A 21593-nucleotide genomic window follows, 5' to 3' on the forward strand; every position below is an offset into this window, starting at 1 on the left:
CCGCCGGTCACAGATCCCAGAACCGTGTACGCCCGAAACGCCCGAACTCCGCGGCCAGTGCCTCCTCGTCGATGGAGGAGAATGCCCGGTACAGGGCATCGCCCCGCACGCGGACGTAGCACGGGTCTCCACCGGTGCGGTCCGACCGGAACTTCTCGTGGACCAACGTGCGTTTCACGATCTTGTTCGTTCCGGTGGTCGGGGGATCCGACAGCACACGAACGTAGCGGGGGCGCCACTTGGGCCCGATGTCCTCCTGTGCCTCCAGCCAGGTGGTGAATGCCTCGGGGTCGAACGACGCACCCTCGGCAAGGACGAGCGCCACCATGACCTGGTCGCCCGCCTGCGCGTCGGGCACACCGAAAGCCACCGCCTGCACGACGTCGGGATGCCGCGTCACCGCCTCCTCGATGGGGCGGGCGAGGAAGTTCTCACCGTCCACGCGGATCCAGTCTGCATTGCGGCCCGCGAAGTACAGGTAGCGATCGGTGTCGAGGTAACCGAGATCACCGGACCAGTACCACCCGAACCGCGTCGTGGCCTCGTTGGCCTCGTCGTTGTTGTAGTAGCCCTCGAACGGACCGACTCCTGCGGTGTTCACGATCTCACCCACGCACTCGGCGGCGTTGGTGAGACGACCGTCGGCGTCGAAGACCGCCGGCGGGCACTCGGTGCCGTCATGGTCGACGACCCGTACGGCCGGTCCGGCGACACCCAGAGCGCCGTCCCGCGTTTCCACAGCACGGTCGACGGCCACGCCACCCTCGGTCGCCCCGTAGGAATCGATGACCTCCACGCCGAAACGTCGGGAGAAAACGTCCACGATCCCGGGGGACCCCTCGTTACCGAACGCCACCCGCAGAGTGTTGTCAGCGTCGTCGTCACGCTCGGGTGTGGCGTTGATGTAGGCGAGCGGCTTCCCCGTGTAGTTGAAGTAGGTCGAGCCGTAGCGACGTACGTCGGGCAGGAACCCGGAGGCGGAGAATCTCCGGGCCATACCGACCGCTGCGCCCAGCACGAAGGCCGGTGCCCATCCGACCATGAGGGCGTTGGAGTGGAACAACGGCATGGAGACGTAGCCCACGTCGTCGGCCGTGAGCCCCATGATCATCCCCATGCGCGTCCCGGTCACCATGAGCCGACGCTGGGAGCAGATGACGGCTTTGGGCGCGTCGGAGGTCCCCGACGTGAAGATGAGCGCCCACTGCGTGTCGGGCCCGGGCTCGATCCCGGGATCGGTGGTGTCGGAGGTGGCGAGCGCAGCGGTGAGGTCGCCACCGAAGTCCGACCCCACGTCCCGGTCGCCGCTTCCCTTCCCCGGCACATTCGCCTTCCCCGGAATTCGGTTCCTCGAAGCGACGCGAGACGAAGCGGTTCCTCGTGTCGATTCCCAGGTCGTCGACAACCGGGGCGATCAACGGGACGTGGCGGGGCTCCGTGATCAACATCCCGCAGTGCGTGGAGCGGAGGTCGCGAGCGAGGTGGCCGCCCCGCCGGGTGTGGTTGGCGCCCACGATCGTGGCTCCGGACAGCGCAGCGCCACCGAGAGCGAACAGGTAGTCGGGGGTGTTGTCGAGAAGGACCGCGATGTGGAAGGGCGCACCCGGGCGACGGTGCCGGCAGAACAGGTTGCAGAAACGGATCGACTCGGCGAGGAACTCGGCGTGGGTCCAGGTCCGCTTCCCGAAGAGCACCGCGGGACGGTCTCGCGTGCCGAGATCGGTCCCGTTGCTCCGTACCAGCGCCGCGGCGTCGGAGGCCGGCATCGGTGCCTCACCCGGAGCCGGCACGTCCCGACGGCCCCGGGTGGTCGACGACGGTACTCCCACCCCGACGACGCTACTCCAGCACGTCCGTAGACTCGCCGCTATGGCGGAGAAGATGCCGAAGATCGCGTGTCACGAATCGCGGCGCCCGGTCGTTGTACATCCGTGAGCCTTCCACCGTTCCAGCGCCTGCTGGACCAGCACAGCGAGGCCGTCTACCGGTTCCTGGTGGCCTCCGTCGGGCCGCATGACGCCGACGACTGCTTCCAGGAGACGTTTCTCTCCGCGATGCGTGCCTACCCCCGGCTGCGCAACGACGAGAACCTCCGCGGCTGGATCCTCACCGTGGCGCACCGCAAGGCCCTCGACCATCACCGTTCGTCGGCACGGCGGCACGGACGGCGACAACTCCTGGCCGCCATGCCTTCGAACCGTGGCGCGGCCGACGATGACGCGTCCGACCACGACGACGAGCTGTGGGAGACGGTCGGGGCCCTGCCACCGAAGCAGCGAGATGCCGTCGTGCACCGCTACGTCAACGATCTCACGTACCGACGCATCGGCGAGCTCACGGGATGCACGGAGGTGGCCGCGCGTCGCAACTGCCACGAAGGTGTGAAGAAGCTGCGAAAGGAGCTGGCGCCGTGAACGACACGACCGAGCAGCGGCTGCGGGGTATTCGGACGCAGGACGTGCGCGGGGCGGCCACGCGTGCTGCTCAGACGTTCACCGAGGAGTCGGGTGAGCAGGCAACGGTCGCCTACACGACGATCGACACTCCCCTCGGCTCGATGACGGCGGCATCGACGCGCCGGGGACTGGTCCGTCTGGCGTATGTGCGGGAGCGCACCGACGACGTCCTCGAGGAGCTGGCGGCATCCATCTCGCCGTGCATCCTGGAGGTTCCGGCCCGGCTCGACGACGTCGCCCGACAGCTCGACGAGTACTTCGACCACCGGCGAACGCGCTTCGATCTCTCACTCGACAGGCAGTTGATCCACGGCTTTGGCAAGGCGGTCCTGCGCGCAACGCAGCAGATCCCCTACGGACAGGTGTCGAGCTACGGCGAGATCGCGGCAGAGGCGGGGAACCGTCGGGCGGCGCGTGCGGCCGGGAGCGCGCTCGGCGCCAACCCGATTCCGATCGTGATCCCCTGCCACCGCGTTCTCCGTGCCGGTGGGGCGCTCGGCGGCTACGGCGGCGGTCTCGACGTCAAGAAGTTCCTCCTCGACCTCGAGTCGTATCCTGTCTCCCCATGAGTGGTGCCATTCTCCTGACGCTCGGCCATCCCGCATACGGACGCGAGACGGAGGCGCTGGAGCTCGTCAACACGTTCCTCAGCCATGTCGATGGAGCCATCGGGGAGGGGGCGCTCTCGGCGTTTCGCTGGTACGGCTTCGAGGACGGTGACCTGTCACGCGAGGCGGCGCTGATCGTCCTGGAGGGAACCCGTCGTCAGCTCGACGAGTTCTCGGCGGGCGCGGAGTTCCGCGAGCTCCGCTACGGTGCGCCGTCCTTCCTGCAGGAATTCACGGTGAAGCGCGCCCGGCCGCCCGACCACCCGGGTGGCGACGGTGTATCGCTGCTCACGACCGTCCTGGAACGGTGGGGTCTGGTGTCGGAGTGAACGGGACCACCTGACGATGGCACCGCGTCCGTCGCTCGAAAGCGCCAATGCACTCCTGACCTGTCTGACCGACGCCGCCGAGGGTGGCGCGTTCGTCGGGTTCATGCACGAGATCGGATCGGAGCTCGACTTCTCGCCGACACGCGTCTCGCGGGCTCTCCGCATCCTCGTCGATGCCGGTCGCGTCGAGGTCGCGCAACGCGGTCACGGCCGTCATCCGACCCGGATCGACATCATCGACACCACGCCCGTTGAGCCGGCCGACGATGCGGTAGCTCCGCTCGCAGAACGCCTGCTCGAGCACCTCCACGGTCTTTCCGAGGGCGGGGTGGTCGAACAACCGCTCGTCGAGGTTGCCCGCGACCTCGATGTCGGCGCACCGAGCGTGAGCCGCGCGCTCGGTCAACTGGTCGACTCGGGGCGGGCACGCGTCGACCGTGTCGGGACGCGCAGCCATCCGACCCGGATCGAACTGGCGCCCGACGACAAGGAGACCGCACTTCTCGGCGAGATCGCTCGGCTCGAGGAGGCTCTCGCACAGGCCCGGGAACGGCTGGCAGACCTTCGCCGTAAACCGGACCGGGCCTCGTCGTCGGCGGGACCCGAGACCGGATTCAGACCCTCGGGGTGATCGCCACCTCGACCCGGTCGGCGACGTCTGCCTCGATGCGGGCGCGCCCCTCGCCGTCGGCCGTGGCGACGTTGCTCACCGCACCTCTCACGCTGTACGTGGCACCCGGTTGCAGGCGGGCGATCTCGAGTGGGTGGCGCCCACCGCCGTTGCCCGACCGCAGGACGAGGTCGAGACCCGTGCCGTCGGTGACCGCCCGGGCCACCAGGACGTCGGGATACGGGGCTGCGTCGAGAACGGGGCCGGTGGTGGTCGCCTCGTCGGGACCGCTCGTGACCAGGTCGCGGAAGGCACCCGTACGCCCGAACCGGGCGATCGTGAACATGGCGTTGACGTTGGTGGACGCCTTGGCGTACCCGCCGACACCGTCGACGTCCTGCGGTTCGAACCTGGCGTCGGCAGCCGACTTGACAGCGTCGTAGACCTCGTCGTCACCGTGCTCACGTGCTGCACACATGACCATCGCATGGGCGGTGACATCGGAGCGCCTGTAGTTCCCGACGTCGAGCTTGTCCCAGCCACGGAGTTCGATCTCCACACCGTCACCGGACATGTCCACGAAATCGTGGCGGATCATCTCCCACGTGCGTCGAGCAGTATCGGGCAGGCTGGCATTGAGGAACAGGGAGCTGCCGGCGTCGGCCATCGTCGAGGTCAGCGACGGAATCGTGAGGCCGAGGCGACTGGAGCGAATCGCCGTGATCCGCCCGTCGGCGGTGATGAACTCGTCGGTCATCGAGCGTGCAAAGTTCGGCAGGACGTCATCGGCGAAGGTCGTACCGTGCAGCCGATCGTGGAGCAGTAGCGAGTTCATACCGAACGTGTTGCACGCGGAGTACACCCAGTTGGGCTCGCACGGGAACATCCCGAGGGGTGTCGCCATGAAGTTGCGGTGCACGGCCTCGGAGACCGTCCCGAACGAGTAGGGGAACGCACGCCGGTCGTTCCACCGGAAGGTGAGTGCGCCCGGTTCACTGAACCTCGCGTCGCCTGTGTTCGACTCGTAGACCCCGACCATCACCCCGAGGTAGCCCGACACCATGATGTTGTCCTTCCGGATGGGGTCGGGATTGGCATCGAAGTTTCCCCAGAGGTTCTCCCACCGCCAGAAGCCCCAGATACGTCGGTCGAGCATCTTCTCGATGAGGTTCCGCTGCGCAAGGGAGAGGTAGCCGGAGAAGGCCGGGGTGCGCTCCTGCTGCATGAGCCCCAGCGCGTACTGGGAGAAGTTGAGTTGGTAGCGCACCGCAGCGGTCTGGAACTGGTCGATCCAGTCGTAGCCGTCGAAGGAGCCGAGCGGCTGGAGAGCACGGTCGAGAAGGAACCGCGCCGCCCGGAGGTCCTCCGCGCTGCTCTCGGGGATGCGCTCGGGTGGCGCGGAAGCGGGTCGGGTCACGAGATCAGCGAGATACCGGTTGCGCTCCTCCGCACGTCGGGCGGCCGAGCGGAATGCCGACCGCCGGACGAGGAGGCCGACGGCCACGCCGGCGAGTGTGAGGGTGGGAACCAGCCACTCCGCCCAGTCCCAGAGGCCTGAGTGCACCCGAGCCACTGCCAGCCCTGCTGCGCCCACCCAGACGGCGGGAGGGGCGACGATCATCCCGCTTCCGAACCAGGCGAAGCACGCGAGCGCGAACACGACGAGCGTGACGACGAGGAGGAGGATGTCCGACGTGTACAGGAATCCACCGCCGGGAACGAAGAGGCCGAGGCCGAAGGCTTTCCAGCCGGGTCGGGCGTCGAGCAGCAGCGGAAGTGCCGCGAGAGCCCACACAACGGCGAAACCGAGCATCGTGCGGCGAAGCCGCGACGTGACGACCGGGCCGGTGACGCGTCGCCGGAGCGGGATGAGGTAGGCACCCCCATTCCGTGCAGCGGATCCTCCGACGGTACTCACGTCAAGCGCCATTCCGCCCCTCCCCGGGTCCCTGCTCCACGGTAGGCTTGTTACATGGTCTGCTGCATCGCGGCGGCGTTCGTGTTCGGGCTCTTCGCACGCTTCTTCCGGAGGATCCTGCGACGTCCAGACCCGACCCTGGCTTCTGTACCTCCGCCGACCCCCCGTATCGACGTGAGCCCCGGTGGGCCCGCGACCGCATCGGAAACGAATCGGGCGGGGGCAGCCGACCGCCACCTGGTCGGCTCCCGCTGACACACGGGTGGCCCGAGGACGCGTCCCGGGCCATCAACCCACCTTCGGGGGTACGTTCTCGTCGGGAACACCGTCGTCCACCGATTTCTGCGTCGGTTCCGTGTTGACCGAAGGGTCGCCCGGCTCGGTGACGTCGTCGTCGTACCAGGCCGGCCCGTTGGGGTACGGCTGTACCGTCCCGACGGTCGTCTGGACACCACTCCACCGCAGGACGGCGTATCCCAGCGACACTGCGCCGTAGATGACGTGGACGACGATGATCCATGCGACGAGGTAGCGGGCCCACCCGACCTGCCGGCGGGTGGCTGCCCCGGCCGTTCCGCTGCCGGAACTGCGTGAACGCTCCCGGGCACGACCGAGCCATGCTGCCAGGAGATCCTCGCCCCGGTCGTTGCGCTTGCCGAGCAGATACGTCAACGGAGAGATCGTGAGCCCCATGGCGAATCCCATGTAGACAGGCCACTGGGTGTCCGTTCCTCCTCGCAGCGCCAACGGCCCCCAGACCTGGGTGTAGTTCCAGGCCCCCCCGACGACGATGAAGAAGTTCTCGACGACGGCGTCGAACGCGAAGCCCACGAAGAGCCCGGCGGCCAGCAGCGTGGCACCGATCGGAAGACCCGGACGGCGGACGAGGACCCAGCGGGCGAGGCCACGGCCCATGACGGACCCGCCCCAGAAGAACCAGGTGTAACAGAGCGGGATGTGGAGGGGCAGGACGGGAATGAGCCGAACGACGGGCCACGACTCGGGAAAGTGCGGCCAGTCGGGCGAGTAGTAGACGAAGCCGCCCCAGTCGATGACGGCCTCCATCCACCCGAGCGTCAGCGTGGCCAGGAAGAGCGCCAACTCCGCCGTCAGCCGACCCTCGCGCAACGCCCGCCGGACGAGGAACACCAGCGTCGCGGTGAAGAGAGCCAGCGTCACCGTGACGTTGAACCAGATCCAGAACCGCACGGGAACCCCGGTCGTGGCGAGATGGAAGGCGAGGCCGGCCGGGTCGTCTCCGACCGGGACGCGGAAACGGCGACAAGGCGTTGAATCCGCTAACCAAGTATGATGATACTGCGAATGGGGTCGGAGAACCAGGGCTACAGGGGAGCCGGCAGGTGATGCTGTCCGAGACAGACGGTGGGCCTGGCGCGGTGACTCCCGGCTTCATGGAGGCGATCGCCGAGATCTTCTCCCTGGATCCCGACGCGCCCGCGCTCGGTCACGGTGACCGCTGGTACAGCTACGGCGAGTTGTCGGTCGCCGTCGGCGACCTGGTCGACCGCCTCGACGAGCTCGGTGTGGGTGCCGGTTCGCCCGTTGCGCTCGTCCTGCCCAACTCCCCCGCCGGTGTCGTCGGGCTCCTGGCTGTATTCCGCCTGGGCGCCACGGCCCTGACGCTCTCACCACGGCGCGCCGGTGCCGAGGCTTCGGCCGCGCCCGCCACGATGGCCCTCGTGACCGCCCACCCGGGAGCTCCCGACGACCTGGAGTGCGCCATCACGGTGGAGAAGGGAGCCGACAGCCGCGTGCAGCAGTTCCCGGGCGTGGCGGTCCTCATGGGCACCTCGGGCACGACCGGCGAGCCGAAGCGCCTCGAGGTCACCTACGAATCGATCGATGCCAGCCTTGCGGGCGTGCGCGCGTTGGCGGCACGCAACGACAGTTCCTCTCGTGGTCCGGCGCTCAAGACGTCGGTCAACCTCGTCTGCTTCCCGCTCCTTCACCTCGCCGGGCTCCTACCCCTTCTCATCACACTCATGACCGGTCGTCGAACGGCTCTCATGGCCAAGTTCGAGCCCCTGGAGGCCGCACGCCTGGTCCGCGAGCACCGGATCAGCTCGGTCGCTCTCAACCCCACGGCGCTGTCGATGCTGCTCGACGCGGACATCGATCCGTCCGATCTCGCCTCGTTGCGTTTCGCGCGCGCAGGGTCGGCGCCGCTGTCCCCCGAGGTGGCCGAGCGTTTCGAGGAGAGATTCGGGACCGCTGTACTCCAGGCGTATGGTCAGACCGAGACCGGCGGGGAGATCGTCGGGTGGAGACCCACCGATCACGCGGAGTTCGGAGCCGTCAAGAGAGGCTCCGTGGGCCGGCCACACCCGGGTATCGAGATAGCGGTCGTCGCCGGTGCATCGAATCCCGACGCCGGCATCCTTCCTGTCGGGTCCTCAGGAGAGCTGTGGGCGCGAGGGATCCGGGGGATCGAGGGTTGGCACCGCCTGGGTGACGTCGGCCGCGTCGATGCCGACGGCTTCGTGTGGATCGAAGGCCGCGCGGACGATCTCATCATCTGCGGCGGTTTCAACATTGCGCCACTCCACGTGGAGCGCACGCTCGAACAGCACCCGGCCGTGAAGGAAGCGGCCGTGGTCGGGATCCCCGACGAACGCCTGGGACAGATCCCGGTCGCCGTCCTCGCCACCGACGACGGTGTCGCCGCCGACCTCGAGGAGATCCGTGGTTGGTGCCGGGACCACCTCGAGCACTACCAGGTTCCTCGGCGCTTCGTCACCGTCGACGCCCTGCCACGCAACGAAATCGACAAGGTCCACCGACCCTCGGTGACGGAGCTGGCAACCACTAACCTTTCTCAATGATCGAGATGAAAGGTCCGGTGTGATGGTCTCCACTGAGAGAGTCCGGGTTCCCAAGACCGCCGAACTGGTCGCATCCCAGCTTCGACGCCAGATCGTCCTCGGGGAACTGAGCGAGGGGGACGCCCTTCCCCCCGAAGCCGAGCTCATGGAGGAGTTCGGGGTTTCCCGCCCGACGCTGCGGGAGGCCTTCCGGGTGCTCGAGTCGGAATCGCTGATCAGCATTCGGCGTGGCTCCCGTGGCGGCGCGCGGGTCCACACGCCCAGCACGGAGGTGGCGGCCCGCCACGCCGGACTCCTCCTCCAGTTCCGCGGCGCCAGCGTGGGCGACGTCTACGCCGCCCGCCTCATCATCGAGCCACCGGCGGCGGGACTCGTCGCAGAGCACGGCACCAAGAGAGCGAAGGCGGAGCTCCGAAAGATCGTCGAGGAGGAGGCAGGGCTCGTCGACGACCCCGAGGCCTTCGCACATGCTTCGGCCGTGTTCCACGAACGCCTCCTCGAGAACGCAGGAAACGAAACCCTGGCAGTCTTCGCAGGGATGCTCACCGACATCATCGAGCTGCATCAGGCGACTGTCGTCAGGGAGAGCAGTGACCGCCCCGCCAGCGTCAAGCAGCGCGAGGCGGCTGTACGCTCCCACAGCAAGCTGCTCGATCTCATCGATGCCGGCAGGGCCGATGAGGCCGAGGCCCACTGGCGGGCACACATGGAGGCCAACCGCGAGCACTTCGGGGTCGGCGCGAGTGGGGCGCGCACACTCGTCGACCTGTTCGGCTGAAGACCACGTGGAACTCCGCGAAGACACTCTCTACGAACAGATCACACGCGGCGACACGATCTGGGAGGTCGACGGGCGCGGGGAACGCCCGCACCGGCTCACCTACCGCGAGTCGCTGCACGCCAACTACCAGGGTCCCTACACCAAGGGTGAGCCCCTCAAGTGGGACGGCCTGGTCGGCAACAACCCAGGGATGATCGGCAACGACCCGGAGCGGGGTTTCGATCTCACCATGCCGGCCGGTCAGGCGACCGACGAGGGCTACACGACACGCGACATGGCCAGCGCCCCCCACGGCGTCGACTACACACCCCACTTCGCCGAATGGGAACACGACACGTCACGCCATCCGAACCTGCTCATGCCCGGTCGCACGCTGCGCTACCACAACGTGCGCATGGAGTGCCTCGCTCTCGGTAGCGAGCTCCTCGGCACCGGCGGGTGCATCACGCAGGACTGGCTCGGACTCGACTTCGCCACGATGGAGGAGCACGGCTCCGACAGGGAGCGCTACATCGGCGGCGGCTTCCTGTGGCTCCCACCCAGCTCGAAGCTGGGCGCCACGGCATTCCGAATGGGGAAGCTCCGTCGTTCGTGGCCGTTCCAGACTCCCATCCCCGGCGCCGCACCCGTGTTGGTGATGTACGCCAAGCTCAAGGGCTGGGTGGTCGCCGGGACCATCTGGCTCGACCCGTCCGAGCCCCATGAGTTCACGACACACTGGACCACCGACGGCCGGGCCCTCGAGTTGTTCGCCGATCGGCGGCACGTGACGCGCATCCAACAGGGCAGGCCGGCGCTCCCTCTCGGTACCACGACCAGGGGTCGCGTGGACTTCAACCGATCCGGTGCCCACGCCTGCTGCTGGCAGGACAACAACGACGGCGGCACCAACGTGTCGGGCTACCCCGGAAACCCGACCGACGACCAGCGGTTCACGATCGAGCGCTTCGAGTTCATCCAGACCTGAGCGCCAGACTGGTGGCCGCCGACCACCCGGCACACGATCAGGAGGCCATGTGAGTACCGAGGCGCCCGCCCAGATCCCGCTCGTCGACTACCTCGTTCTCGACGACCCTCCGCACCTCGTTGCCCACGAGTGCACCCATTGCGGCGCGCGGTTCTTCGACCGGCGCAACGCCTGTGCCTCGTGCTTCGGCATCGATTTCCGGTCGGTCGACCTCCCGACCGAGGGGACCCTCACATCGTTCACGATCGTGTCGTTCGCAGCCCCGGGCGTGCCGGTCCCGTTCGTCGCCGGGGTCATCGACCTCGACGGCACGAGCGTGCGCGGCAACGTCGTCAACACCGACCCCGATCCCGAGCATGTGAAGCTCGGGATGCGCGTCCGCCTCACGACCACCCCGATCGGCACCGACGACGACGGTGTCGAGGCTGTGGGCTTCGGCTTCGAGCCTTCTTCCTGACCGACCTGCCCGATCCCGACTTCCACCACCTGCAAGGAGACCTCCATGAGCGACGACATCTTCATCCTCGGCATAACGATGACGAAGTTCGGCAAACACCCTGACAAGGATGCCGTCGACCTCGGCGCCGAGGCCGCGATGGCGGCGCTCGCCGACGGCGGCGTCACGATGGCCGACGTCGGAGTGCTCGCTGCGGGCAACCTGATGAACGCCTCGGCGGGGTTCGGCCAGCAACTCCAGAAGCAGATCGGTCAGACGGGTATCCCGGTGTTCAACGTCGCCAACGCGTGCGCCACCGGCGCGACCGCTCTCCGGGCGGCCATCATGGCGGTCAAGGCGGGCGAGTGCGACATGGGCCTCGCGGTCGGCGTCGAGAACCTGGCCGGTGCCGGGCTCCTCGCCGGCGGCGCGGTCGCGCCCGACAAGCAGACGTGGGAGCCGAAGGGCCGCTACGGCGCCGTCGCCCCCGTCGACGGGCGCATCGGCACCGACACGATGCCGGGCACCTTCGCCCAGGTGGGCATGGAGTACCTCCACGAGCACCCGTACGACGGCGCGGCGTTCGAGATGTTCGCCCGGATCAGCGAGAAGAACCACGCGCACTCCACGCTCAACCCACTGGCGGCCTACAGCAAGAAGATGACACTCGAGGAGATCATGGGAGACATCATGATCGCCTACCCGAACACCCGACCGATGTGCTCGGCGAACTGCGACGGCGGCGCCGCCGCCGTCGTCGTGTCGGGCGAGAAGCTGAAGTCTCTGTCCCTCGATCAGCAGCGGCGCGCCGTGAAGGTGTCGGCGTCGGTTCTCACGTCAGATCCCTATGTCGAGGGATGCCAGGTACTGCCCGACGTGAACACCCTCACCCGAAGCGCCGCGGAGCAGGCGTATGAGCAGGCAGGGGTCGGCCCCGACGACCTCGACCTCGTGGAGCTCCACGACTGCTTCGCCACCGCGGAGTTGGTGCACTACGACAACCTGAAGCTGTGCGAGGAGGGCGGCGCCGTCGACTTCTTCGAGTCGGGTGCCACCTGGCGCGACGGCGACATGCCGGTGAACGTCTCGGGTGGCCTCCAGTCGAAGGGCCATCCGATCTCCGCCACCGGCATCGCCAACATCTGGGAGGTCTGCCATCACCTCCGCGACGAGGCCGGCGACCGTCAGATCGAGGGTGCCAGTGTCGGTCTGGCCCACGTGATCGGCCTCGGCTCCGCCTGTGGCGTGCACATCCTCGAGAGGTCCGCGGCCTAACCCTCTCCGTTCGAGATGTCGATCCCGAACGCTTCGAGGGCGGCGCGGCACTGCCCGGGATCGGTGAAGTGGACGACGTTGAGCCCGAGGTCACGCGCGGGTGGGAGATTCTCCTCGAAGTCGTCGACGTAGGCGATCTTCGACGCCGGGTGACCGATCTTCTCGACCATGAGCTCGTAGATCAGCGGATCGGGCTTGCGCAGTCCCACGTCCGAGGAGTCGATCTGAACGTCGAAGAGGTCGTGGGGAAGCTCCCGACGCCACTTGCTCGCCTCCTTCACGTTGTTCGTGAGCAGGCCGAGCCGGTACCGGCCGTGGAGCTCACGCACCAGGTCGATCATCTGTGGCTCCAGGGATCCGGCGGTCTCGGCCACCTCGGCGAAGCGACGGAGGTCGATGCGGACTCCGTGCCGCTCCTGGACGGTCGTACCGAGGTACTTCCAGAAGTCGCGAACGGGGATCTCGCCCCGCTCCACACGTGACATGACGGGATCGCCGCGAAAGTAGGGAATCAGACTGTCGCGCGGCAGGCCGATTTCGTCTTCGTAGGCGTTGATGCCGACGAAGGGTGGAACGGTGAGGACGCCACCCAGATCGAAGACCACAGCCGAGATCGTCACATCGTCCTCACTGAGGTGCTATCCGGGGCTCGGGGCGCCGACCGGGAGGGACGCGTCGCCCTCGCCTGCCTCAGAACCGTCGGTACCGTCGGGTTCCTCGCCACCCGATTCGGTGCCCGGTCCGGCGAGCCCGAGGCGGCGACGGGCCCAGGCCCAGCTGCGCCCGATCGCCACCGACACCCCGTCGGGGTAGAAGATCGCGATGAGGATGAGCAGAACACCCGAGAAGACGGCGTCGTAGCGTCCGCTGTCGAAGAACTCCCCGAGGAAGGAGTAGAAGAAGCCGCCGCTCGCCATCATCCCCGCGATGAGCGCGCCGCCGACGCTGGCGATTCCACCGATGTAGCCGATGGCCACGACGAAGATCGACTGGAGGGGGCTGAACTGCCCGAACGCGACGCGGTTCGTCATGTAGGCCAGCATCCCGCCGGCCAGCGCAGCGACGAAGGCCGAGAGGGCGAAGGCCTGGAGCTTGACCGCCGCCACGTTGATGCCCGACGCTGCCGCGGCACGTTCGTTGTGACGGACGGCCAGCCATCGTCGACCGACCGACCCGCGCCGCAGGTTGCTCACAGCCACGGCGAGGAGAACCAGCACGACGAGGACGAAGACGCCGTAGCGTTCGGGATGCTCGATCGGTGCGAGATCGACGCCGAAGAGTGTCGGGTCCGGTACAGGGCTGCCGTCGAGGCCACCCGTGATGTCGCCGTTGTCGAACACCATCGACTGCACGGCGACCGCCGCCCCGATGGTGACAACAGCCAGGTTGACGCCGCGCACACGCAGTGCCGGCAGGCCCAGCACGATTCCCGCCGGGACCGTGATGACGGCGGCGAGCAGTATCGAGAGTGGGAACGGCACACCGGAACCGTCGGCGAGTTTGGACACGAAGAGCGCTCCGAGTCCGGCGAAGGTCATCTGGGCCAGTGATATCTGCCCCACGAAACCCGTGATGACCACGAGGGAGAGTGCAACGATCGCGATCATGAGCGTCGTGAGCAACGCCGACTGGAGCGATCGGTCGAACAGGTAGAGGCCCGCGACCGCGGCGAGGACACCGACCGAAGCCAGTGCGACACGCGAGCCCGTCAGCCGGGCGACGGGTGCGAGTGGGGAGCGTCCTGCACTGAGCGAGCCACGGCTGGGAACGAGCTTCCCCGTCGCCACCATGGCCAGGATGATGACGACGAACGGCAGCGCGTCCTTGGCTCCGGGCTGATCCCAATACCGCGTGATCTCGGACTGGCCGATGCCGATGGCGATCCCGGCGGCAGCCGTGATGGCGAAGGATGTGAACCGCCCGAGAAGCGCCGCGGCGAGCGCCGGGATGATGAGGAGCGTGAAGCCTGTCGACGTCAGTGACGTGATCGGGGCGATGAGGATGCCGGCGAGGGCGGCCAGCACCGCCGCCAGCGCCCAGTTGGCGGCTCCGATCAGGGTCGGCGAGTAGCCGAGGAGCACGGCGCCCTTCTCGTTCTCGGCGGCGGCCTGCGTGGCGATCCCGAACAGTGAGAACTTGTAGAGCGCCCAGAGGAAGGTCGCGATGACCACGGTCACGACGAAGAGCCAGAGGCGGTTCCGACCGAAGCTGACGTCGAAGAGCGTCACGACCTCGTCGGGCAGGATGCTCTGCACGACGCGGGTCTGGGTCCCGTACTGGATGACGGCGAGTTGCTGGAGTGCCAGGAGCAGGCCGAGTGAGGCCACGATTTTGGCGAGGGCCGGCGCGTCGCGCAGTGGTCGGAAGATCAGGAGGTAGAGGAGGACGCCACCGATCGCCGACATCGCGAGGGTGAGAGCGAGCGCCGTGGTCTCACGCATTCCGCCCTCGACCATGTCGACGTACTGGAACGTCGCGATCATCGCCATCGCCCCGTAGGCAAAGTTGACGACACCCGAGCCCCGGTAGACGAGCACGAGCCCGAGTCCGAGGATCGCGTAGACGGCGCCCGAGCCGAGGCCCAGCATGGCGAAGAGGAAGAAGTCCTGCATGTTTCAGCCGGTTCCGATCAGGCGGGGCGACGGTGGCGTCACCGTCCGACGAGAGCGAACAGCAGGAGGGGCCGGCGGCGGAAGCAGCAGTCGGTCGCCCGCCACCTCACCCCTCACTGTCGCTACTCGAACCCGTTGACCCAGCCGCCACCGACGTCGACGAACTCGCCATCCGTGTACTGGTAGATCCGCTGCGTCGGAACGTAGACACCGGTCGCGACACCGGCGATCTCCACCGGTGCCGTTGAGTCGATGACATCGCCGTCGAAGATCGGGTAGTCGACAAGCGACTCGATCTGCGCCAGCATCGTCTCGGCGCTCACGGCATCGACACCCTGCTCGTCAGCGATGTCGTTGGCGATGTTCACAGCGGTCACGACCTCGGAGAAGGTCGCCGCCGCGAAGCTCGTGACCTCCTGGTCGGCGTACCGGTCGAGTCGGTCGATCATGATCTGCGCATCTTCGAACTCGGGCTCTCCCTCGACGGCCCGGTAGTGCGTATCGGAGTTGAGGTAGAAGCCCTCGACAGCCGATTCCCCGGCGACCTCGAGCGCTTCGTCGTTCGCACATGCTCCCGTGCCGAAGAGGTCTCCCTGGTAACCGGCCTGTTCGAGCGCTGCGAGGATCCGGCCGCAGTCTGAGGCGTCGAAGAGGATGAACACCGAATCGGGGTCGCCCGACAGTGCCTCGGCAACGGCGGGCGTGAAGTCGGCCGCGCCGCTCGACTCCGAGACAAGGGTCACGTCGACACCGGCCTCCTCGAGCGGGTCGCGCAGCAGGGTCTCCGCAGCGAGCTTGCCGGCCTCGATGTCGGTGTGGATGATCGCGGCGTTCTCGACACCGACATCCTCGGCGGCGAACTTCGCCAGAGCCGGAAACGCCGTCAACGAGCCGCCACCGAACGGGTGGCTCGTCGGTGTCGTGAACTCGGCAAACGAAATGGGGAGCCCGATGAAGGGAATACCGGCCGCGTCCGTGACCGGGAGGCCGTTGTCGCCCCAGGTGGGCTCCAGGCCCGTGACCGCGATCACGCCCTCGTCGACGAAGTTCTGCCCACAGTCGGCCGCCGCCGCCGGGTCGGCCATGGCGTTGCACTCCACGACCTCGACGGGTCGTCCGTCGATACCACCCTTCTCGTCGTTCACGTACTGGGCCGCGGCCTGAGCGCCGTTCGCGAGATCGGGAAGATCGACTCCGCCCACTCCGCTCGCGTACACGACACCGATCTTGAAGGGGTCACCGCTCACTGGCGGGCCCTGCGGGATGTCCATGTCGTCGGACGCGTTGTCATTGCTGTCGTCGGAGCTGTCGCTGTCGCACGCTGCGACGACGAGCGCCAGGACTGCGAACAGTGCGACGAAGCGCCACCAGGACCTGATCGACATTGGTTCCCCCCGGAATCGGCCGGCGCTGAGCGCCCTGACGAGATACGTCTAACTCTATTATCTATTTGCCTCGCGTGCGAGTCAATCGACGAGTGTGAGCGAGTTGGCGCCCTCGGAGCCCGCGGTCACGGTACCGGTCAGGCCGATCCCCGAGTCGTCGGCCTGGAGCCGGGCCATGTCGTCGGGGTCCGTGACGTGTGCGACGCACCGTGCACCGCTCGAGGCGAGCCGAGCCATGACGTACCCGAAGAGGGGCTCACCGTCCCGGCCGAACTTCACACTGGAGGTCTCGACGACCGCCTCACCGTCGGGCGAGACGTCGAAGGGAACGAGCGGGTGGTCCGCCTCCAGTCGCTCCTGTCGGCACTCGTCGGCCCGCACGTAGCCCCGATCGAAGCCTCCCGGGCGGGGTCGGCGCCCGACGAGGAGGACGTGGTGCTTCGTGACGACCCCGCCCTGGCCGTAGAGGAGCCCCGTGCGGCCGTCGTCGTTGCGTAGCGCCCGCACCATGGCCGACGTGGCGTTGACCATGTAGGCGTTCGCGGCGCCCCCGAAGAAGGTGAGTCCTCCCGTGACGCTGAGCGGACGGCGACCCTCGATCCCGAGGTGCCGTGCCGCCATCCTCGTGACACACGGAAAGCAGCTGTACAGCTCGATCAGATCGATGTCGTCGATGCCACTCCCGGCCGCTGCGAGAGCACCGTCGAGGCTCGTCTCCATGGCGGCGGACCGGTCGTAGCGCGGACGGACCAGGAGACCGACGGCGTCGTGCGCGCCCACCGGGCCGTCGCGCGGCTCGGAGGTGTCGCGTACCCCCGCCGCTGCCCACGGGAAGACCAGCCGGTCTTCGTCGACACCGAGCTCGCGGGCCGTGGCCAGGTCGGCCACGAGGACGGCGGAGCCCATGTTGACGGACATCAGGGCGTTCATGAGCTTGGGATACGGGAAGGCGATCATCCGGTTCGCCGTCCCGACGGTCCGGATCTCGTCGGCGGTGCGCGTCTGCTTGAACCAGGCGTGCCTGTTGCGCACCGCGATCTCGGAGAACCCCGCCCACACGTCGGCCGACCACCGTTGTGCCTCGTCGAGCGACTCGCCGCGGGCGACTCGACCTGCGTTCTCGAAGAGCGGATACGCCTCGGGTGGCATCGACAGGCCGTGGGTGACGACGGGCTCGGCATTGATGTCGGCGGGATCCATCGGCTCGGCTCGAACCGGGTGCGTCCAGGGTGGGAACCCGCCCTCCCTCAGCGAGACCTCCAGTGAGCGAAACGCCTCACCACCACAGATCGCCGCGACGCCACGTGAACCCTGCGCGAACTCTGCGGCGGCGCGTGCCATTCGAAGCGTCGGCTGATTGCCACCCCAGTCGGTGTGCACGCGCTCCCCCGGGTCGACGCCGGCACGCTCGCTCACCAACCCCGGGAGATCGTCGTACGGCCAGGACGCAACGGAGATGACATCGAGACGTCGAATCGCCGCGCGCACGTCCCCCGTCGCCCCGGTGTCGTCGACAGCGCGAGACAGAGCCTCCACGATCAGATCGGCGGGCTCGCGCGGCGTGGCGACCTCACCTTCGGTGACCTCGCCGACCCCGATGATCACCGGGGTCGGATCGTCTCCAGGGCTCACTCGAACGTCCGTTCGTCGAGAATCCGCTGTGCCTTGAACTCCGTCGTGGGGTCGTAGATCTCGGAGAGGTCCTCGACCAGCTCCACATCGGGCGTGACCTCGGTCGCCTGCTTCACAGCGACCTCCAGCTGCTTCGTGGAGCTCCCGCCCTCGTTCCATGATGAAACGTCGTCACCCTCGTCGATCCCGATCCGGATCAACAGCCGGTCCGGTGACAGCGGATCGCCGGGGTCCCTGTGGGACACGATCATCCGGTACTCCAGGACCCCCGGCGTGTTCATGACGACCTCGTGGATGACCTGGGGATTCACCAGAGTCCCCTTGATCTTCAGGATCTCCTTGGTACGCGTGATGTGCGCGCTTCCCGACGACACGATCATCGACTGACCACCGCGACCACACGCCTCGCAACGGCTGTTCCGAATGACACCCTGGTCTCCGAGTTGGTAGCGCAGCAGCGGCATCCCGCGACGATTCAGGTGTGTGATCGTGACGAGACCCCGCTCGCCGTCGGGAAGTCGCTCCCCACTGTCGGGGTCGAGCACCTCCATGAAGATCTGGTCGGGCGCCGTGCCGTGAAGAGGTCCTGCCTCCCGGCATTGCCCGAAGCTCAACCCTCCTTCGGTGAAGCCGTAGGGCGCAGAGACGAAGACCGGGCTCGCGCCGCACGCAGCCAGGTTCTCCCGCATGTGGTCGAGCATCCGCTCTGTGAGCACCTCGCCACTGGCGTTGACCCCGACGATGGACGAGAGATCTCGCCCGTCTCTGGCCATGTCAGCGAACATCCGGCGCAGGAAGCTGCCGATCCCGGCGACGACCTGGGGTTGGACCAGCTCGATCTGGTCGGCGATGTAGTCCGACGGGTTGTGGATCGGGAACTCGTCGTAGCTCATGCCGCCGAACCCGTGGAAGAAGCCCAGCCCCGCCGCGTTCTCGATCAGGCCGGCGAAGCCCGAGACGTGTGGGAGGGGGCTCAGGGGAAACGCCGTGAAGAACCTGTCGCCGGGGACCTGGTACGCCAGCTTGTTCTGGCGGCGCCCGGCCTGGAGCACACCGAAGAAGTCGTGGGTCGTGTACTCGTACTTCGTGGGCAGCCCTGTCGTCGTTCCCGTGGTGTAGACGGTCTGGTAGGTGAGGTCGTAGAGGCCGGGCTGTTCGAAGGCGAGGCGGAAGGACTCGGGGTCCCCCATGAGGTCCTGCTTGGTCGTGACCGGCAGGCCCACGAGGTCGTCGGTACTCCCGATGTCTCCGACCTCGACGCCCTCGGTGGCGAACACCTTCCTGTAGTACGGGCTCGCCTCGGCGAGCCACCCCAGCTGCCTCCGCAGGAGCTCGTTCCGGCGGGCCACGAGCCGGTCGTCGGTGAAGAAGGTCGGGTCGTCGACGTCCGCGGCGTACAGCGGAACGGCGTCGATGAAGTCGCGAACCGACTCGGGTGTGGGGTCCTGGAACGGGCGGTGAATGCTCATGGCGCTCCTTGGTCTCTTGATCCGTGGGTGTCCGGTGTGTCCGATCGGGTCACACGATGACGAGGCCGCCGTCGATGATCAGGGTCTGGGCCGTCATGAACGACGACTCGTCCGAGCAGAGGTAGACGACGGCCCCCACGAGATCACGCGGGGTACCGACTCGGTGGACCGCCTGGGCCTGGCTCATCTGCTGCATCCGTTCCTCGGAGAGGATCGCCAGCGTCGACTCCGTGTCCATCTGTCCCGGTGCCACCGTGTTGACGGTGACGCCGTCGCCGCCCAGGAGCTTCGCCATCCCCCGCGTGAGCCCGATCACGGCCGCCTTCGACACGGAGTAGTGCATCAGGGACGAGCCACCCCACGCCGCGACGGATGCCTGGTTGACGATGCGGCCGCTCTGTTGCTTCCTCATCGCCGGGGCGACAGCGCGCGCACACAGCCAGGGGCCGCGAACGTTGACCGCCATCACGCGGTCCCACTCGTCGGGATCGATCTCGAACGGATCTCCAGGTGTGAGTCCCGAGTAGAGAGCCGCGTTGTTGACGAGTGCGTCGATCCGCCCGAACCTCTCCAGGACTGCGCCGGCCATACCCTCGGTCGACTCGACATCGACGACATCGACGCCGACCGACATGGCCTCGCCGTCGACTGCATCGGCTGTCGCGCCGGCTCCCTCCTCGTTGATGTCGGCCGCCACGACCTTCGCACCCTCGACGGCGAGAGCCCTGCAGTACTCCACGCCGATGCCCTGTGCGGCACCGGTGACGATCGCGACCTTTCCGTCCAGACGTCCCATCATGACCCCCAGGCCAGGTGTTTGACTTCGGTGAATTCCTCGATGCCCAGTTGACCGAGCTCGCGCCCGACGCCGGACTGCTTGTAGCCGCCGAACGGGCCGTCCACCGACGAGGTGTACTCGTTGACCGACATCTTCCCGGCTCGGATCCGCCGTGCGACGGCGATCCCCCGCGCGACATCCGCACTCCACACCGAGCCGGCCAACCCGTACTCGGAGTCGTTGGCGATGGCCACGGCCTCGTCGTCGCTTCCCGCGTAGCGCATGACACAAAGGACCGGTCCGAAGATCTCCTCCCGGGCGATCCGCATTCCGTTGTCGACGTCGATGAAGACCGTCGGCTCGACGTAGTAGCCGGCTGCCTCGACATCCGGGCGCCCTCCTCCGACAGCGACCGTCGCGCCCTGCTCGCGCCCGGATGCCATGTAGCCCTCCACGCGGTCCCGATGGGTGGCCGAGATGAGCGGCCCGACCTGACTCGTTTCATCGTCAGCGGGACCGACCTCCAGCGAGCGGACGATTGCCACGAGCTGCTCCACGACCTCGTCGTGAATGCTCTCGTGGAGTACGAGCCGCGTCATGAGCGCGCACCCCTGCCCACAGTTGAGGACGAAGCGCATGGCCGCCTGCGCGACTCGAGTCGGGTCGGCGTCGTCGAGTGCCACGAGAGCCGACTTGCCGCCGAGCTCCAGCACCATCCGCTTCATCGTTCGGCCGCCGGCCGAGGCGATGGCCCGGCCGACGGTCGTCGATCCGGTGAAGGAGACCATGTCGACGCGGGGATCGGTCGTGAGCATCTCGCCGACATCGGATCCGCCTGTCACGACGTTGAGGACACCCGGTGGAACCCCGGCCTCCAGAGCGAGACGACCGAGTTCGAGCGCAACCGACGGCGTCTCGAGCGCCGGCTTCAGGACGACCGTGTTGCCGGTGACCAGGGCCGGGCCCACCTTCCACAGGTCCAGGAAATGTGGGAAGTTCCACGGGACGATGGCCGACACCACCCCCCGGGGCTCCCGGACGATCATCTGGGCGGTCGGGACGGGGCCCTCGATCGGGGGGAGTGGCTCGTCCAGGGACCTGCTCCCCCGTTCGACCTGATCCCAGTAGTTCGCCATCGGACGCACGACGTGAATTGCCTTCACCTGTGTGCGCAGGGCCCCGAGTTCCTCGACGAGGAGGTCGGCGAAGAGGTCCTCGTTCTGCTCGAGCAGTCGACCGAGGCGCCTCATCACGTCGGCGCGCTCGGCGGGCGGCATCGTCGGCCACTGACCGGTGTCGGCCTCGCGACGAGCACTCGCTATGGCGGCGTCGGCATCGGTGAGGCCACCGAGAGCGACTCGGCGCACGGTCTCGGCGGTCGAGGGGTTCTCCACGGCCAGAACGGCGCCCGCGGCAGCCGGCCTCAGTTCCCCGTCGACGATCAGCTGGTCGGTCATCGCGTGGTCTCCGTGTCGTGTCGTGGGTGTCGCCGGC

General features: G+C 67.7%; 19 protein-coding genes. 9 read left to right on the forward strand and 10 right to left on the reverse strand.

The window, feature by feature from the left end; translation table 11 throughout:
* Positions 1-7 precede the first annotated feature (7 nt).
* Complete coding sequence (locus R3A49_04310; protein MEZ5169952.1) at positions 8-1324, reverse strand: AMP-binding protein; 1317 nt, start codon at positions 1322-1324, stop codon at positions 8-10.
* 607 nt (positions 1325-1931) lie between these two features.
* Between R3A49_04310 and R3A49_04315 the strand changes: the two genes are divergently transcribed.
* Genes R3A49_04315 through R3A49_04330 form a run of 4 tightly spaced genes read left to right on the forward strand, consistent with a single transcriptional unit; the run spans position 1932 to position 4024 of the window.
* Positions 1932-2414: a sigma-70 family RNA polymerase sigma factor gene (locus R3A49_04315; protein ID MEZ5169953.1), complete on the forward strand. Its 483-nt coding sequence runs from the start codon at positions 1932-1934 to the stop codon at positions 2412-2414.
* Positions 2411-3025: a methylated-DNA--[protein]-cysteine S-methyltransferase gene (locus R3A49_04320; GenBank protein ID MEZ5169954.1), complete on the forward strand. Its 615-nt coding sequence runs from the start codon at positions 2411-2413 to the stop codon at positions 3023-3025. Before R3A49_04315 ends, R3A49_04320 begins: the two co-directional genes overlap by 4 nt.
* Positions 3022-3393, forward strand: coding sequence for a hypothetical protein (locus R3A49_04325; GenBank protein ID MEZ5169955.1), 372 nt, complete (start codon positions 3022-3024; stop codon positions 3391-3393). The genes R3A49_04320 and R3A49_04325 overlap by 4 nt, the downstream gene beginning before the upstream one ends.
* A 16-nt stretch (positions 3394-3409) precedes the next feature.
* Positions 3410-4024 (forward strand): hypothetical protein, encoded by a 615-nt coding sequence (locus R3A49_04330; protein MEZ5169956.1) that lies wholly within the window; start codon positions 3410-3412, stop codon positions 4022-4024.
* Here R3A49_04330 and R3A49_04335 read toward each other — a convergent pair.
* Positions 4008-5921 (reverse strand): hypothetical protein, encoded by a 1914-nt coding sequence (locus R3A49_04335; GenBank protein ID MEZ5169957.1) that lies wholly within the window; start codon positions 5919-5921, stop codon positions 4008-4010. The two genes, R3A49_04330 and R3A49_04335, sit on opposite strands and share 17 nt — an antisense overlap.
* A 288-nt stretch (positions 5922-6209) precedes the next feature.
* Positions 6210-7130, reverse strand: a complete 921-nt coding sequence (locus R3A49_04340; protein MEZ5169958.1) for a spirocyclase AveC family protein — start codon at positions 7128-7130, stop codon at positions 6210-6212.
* A 155-nt stretch (positions 7131-7285) separates the two neighbouring features.
* On the opposite strand from R3A49_04340, the gene R3A49_04345 reads away from it, so the two are divergent.
* Genes R3A49_04345 through R3A49_04365 form a run of 5 tightly spaced genes read left to right on the forward strand, consistent with a single transcriptional unit; the run spans position 7286 to position 12223 of the window.
* Positions 7286-8764 carry an AMP-binding protein gene (locus tag R3A49_04345; GenBank protein ID MEZ5169959.1) on the forward strand — a complete coding sequence of 493 codons (1479 nt, stop codon included), beginning with the start codon at positions 7286-7288 and terminating at the stop codon, positions 8762-8764.
* Between the two features lie 22 nt (positions 8765-8786).
* Complete coding sequence (locus tag R3A49_04350; protein ID MEZ5169960.1) at positions 8787-9542, forward strand: GntR family transcriptional regulator; 756 nt, start codon at positions 8787-8789, stop codon at positions 9540-9542.
* A gap of 7 nt (positions 9543-9549) precedes the next feature.
* Positions 9550-10512 carry a hypothetical protein gene (locus tag R3A49_04355; GenBank protein ID MEZ5169961.1) on the forward strand — a complete coding sequence of 321 codons (963 nt, stop codon included), beginning with the start codon at positions 9550-9552 and terminating at the stop codon, positions 10510-10512.
* A gap of 49 nt (positions 10513-10561) precedes the next feature.
* Positions 10562-10969 (forward strand): OB-fold domain-containing protein, encoded by a 408-nt coding sequence (locus R3A49_04360; GenBank protein MEZ5169962.1) that lies wholly within the window; start codon positions 10562-10564, stop codon positions 10967-10969.
* 45 nt (positions 10970-11014) lie between these two features.
* Positions 11015-12223, forward strand: coding sequence for a thiolase family protein (locus tag R3A49_04365; protein ID MEZ5169963.1), 1209 nt, complete (start codon positions 11015-11017; stop codon positions 12221-12223).
* Here R3A49_04365 and R3A49_04370 read toward each other — a convergent pair.
* From R3A49_04370 to R3A49_04400, 7 genes are all read right to left on the reverse strand, one after another.
* Positions 12220-12843 (reverse strand): HAD family phosphatase, encoded by a 624-nt coding sequence (locus R3A49_04370; protein MEZ5169964.1) that lies wholly within the window; start codon positions 12841-12843, stop codon positions 12220-12222. The genes R3A49_04365 and R3A49_04370 overlap by 4 nt on opposite strands.
* A gap of 18 nt (positions 12844-12861) precedes the next feature.
* Positions 12862-14835 carry an ABC transporter permease gene (locus R3A49_04375; GenBank protein MEZ5169965.1) on the reverse strand — a complete coding sequence of 658 codons (1974 nt, stop codon included), beginning with the start codon at positions 14833-14835 and terminating at the stop codon, positions 12862-12864.
* Positions 14836-14957: 122 nt separating this feature from the next.
* Complete coding sequence (locus tag R3A49_04380) at positions 14958-16220, reverse strand: ABC transporter substrate-binding protein (GenBank protein ID MEZ5169966.1); 1263 nt, start codon at positions 16218-16220, stop codon at positions 14958-14960.
* An 81-nt stretch (positions 16221-16301) separates the two neighbouring features.
* Positions 16302-17852, reverse strand: a complete 1551-nt coding sequence (locus R3A49_04385) for a hypothetical protein (GenBank protein ID MEZ5169967.1) — start codon at positions 17850-17852, stop codon at positions 16302-16304.
* The gene (locus R3A49_04390) at positions 17849-19321 is read right to left on the reverse strand and encodes a hypothetical protein (GenBank protein MEZ5169968.1); all 1473 of its coding nucleotides are present in this window, start codon (positions 19319-19321) and stop codon (positions 17849-17851) included. The genes R3A49_04385 and R3A49_04390 overlap by 4 nt, the downstream gene beginning before the upstream one ends.
* Before the next feature lie 49 nt (positions 19322-19370).
* Positions 19371-20120, reverse strand: coding sequence for a glucose 1-dehydrogenase (locus tag R3A49_04395; protein ID MEZ5169969.1), 750 nt, complete (start codon positions 20118-20120; stop codon positions 19371-19373).
* Entirely contained in the window at positions 20117-21556 is a 1440-nt protein-coding gene (locus tag R3A49_04400) for an aldehyde dehydrogenase family protein (protein ID MEZ5169970.1), read from the reverse strand. Before R3A49_04400 ends, R3A49_04395 begins: the two co-directional genes overlap by 4 nt.
* Between the last annotated feature and the right edge of the window lie 37 nt (positions 21557-21593).

This window comes from Acidimicrobiia bacterium (genome assembly GCA_041394025.1).
In the GTDB taxonomy this organism is placed as follows: domain Bacteria; phylum Actinomycetota; class Acidimicrobiia; order IMCC26256; family JAOSJL01; genus JAOSJL01.

What these genes read in the sequence shown, in the direction of transcription:
- R3A49_04325 (MEZ5169955.1), top strand. Translation starts at nt 3,022, where the DNA reads ATGAGTGGTGCCATTCTCCTGACGCTCGGCCATCCCGCATACGGACGC.
- R3A49_04330 (MEZ5169956.1), top strand. Translation starts at nt 3,410, where the DNA reads ATGGCACCGCGTCCGTCGCTCGAAAGCGCCAATGCACTCCTGACCTGT.
- R3A49_04345 (MEZ5169959.1), top strand. Translation starts at nt 7,286, where the DNA reads ATGCTGTCCGAGACAGACGGTGGGCCTGGCGCGGTGACTCCCGGCTTC.
- R3A49_04350 (MEZ5169960.1), top strand. Translation starts at nt 8,787, where the DNA reads ATGGTCTCCACTGAGAGAGTCCGGGTTCCCAAGACCGCCGAACTGGTC.
- R3A49_04365 (MEZ5169963.1), top strand. Translation starts at nt 11,015, where the DNA reads ATGAGCGACGACATCTTCATCCTCGGCATAACGATGACGAAGTTCGGC.
- R3A49_04375 (MEZ5169965.1), bottom strand. Translation starts at nt 14,835, where the DNA reads ATGCAGGACTTCTTCCTCTTCGCCATGCTGGGCCTCGGCTCGGGCGCC.
- R3A49_04380 (MEZ5169966.1), bottom strand. Translation starts at nt 16,220, where the DNA reads ATGTCGATCAGGTCCTGGTGGCGCTTCGTCGCACTGTTCGCAGTCCTG.
- R3A49_04390 (MEZ5169968.1), bottom strand. Translation starts at nt 19,321, where the DNA reads ATGAGCATTCACCGCCCGTTCCAGGACCCCACACCCGAGTCGGTTCGC.
- R3A49_04395 (MEZ5169969.1), bottom strand. Translation starts at nt 20,120, where the DNA reads ATGATGGGACGTCTGGACGGAAAGGTCGCGATCGTCACCGGTGCCGCA.
- R3A49_04400 (MEZ5169970.1), bottom strand. Translation starts at nt 21,556, where the DNA reads ATGACCGACCAGCTGATCGTCGACGGGGAACTGAGGCCGGCTGCCGCG.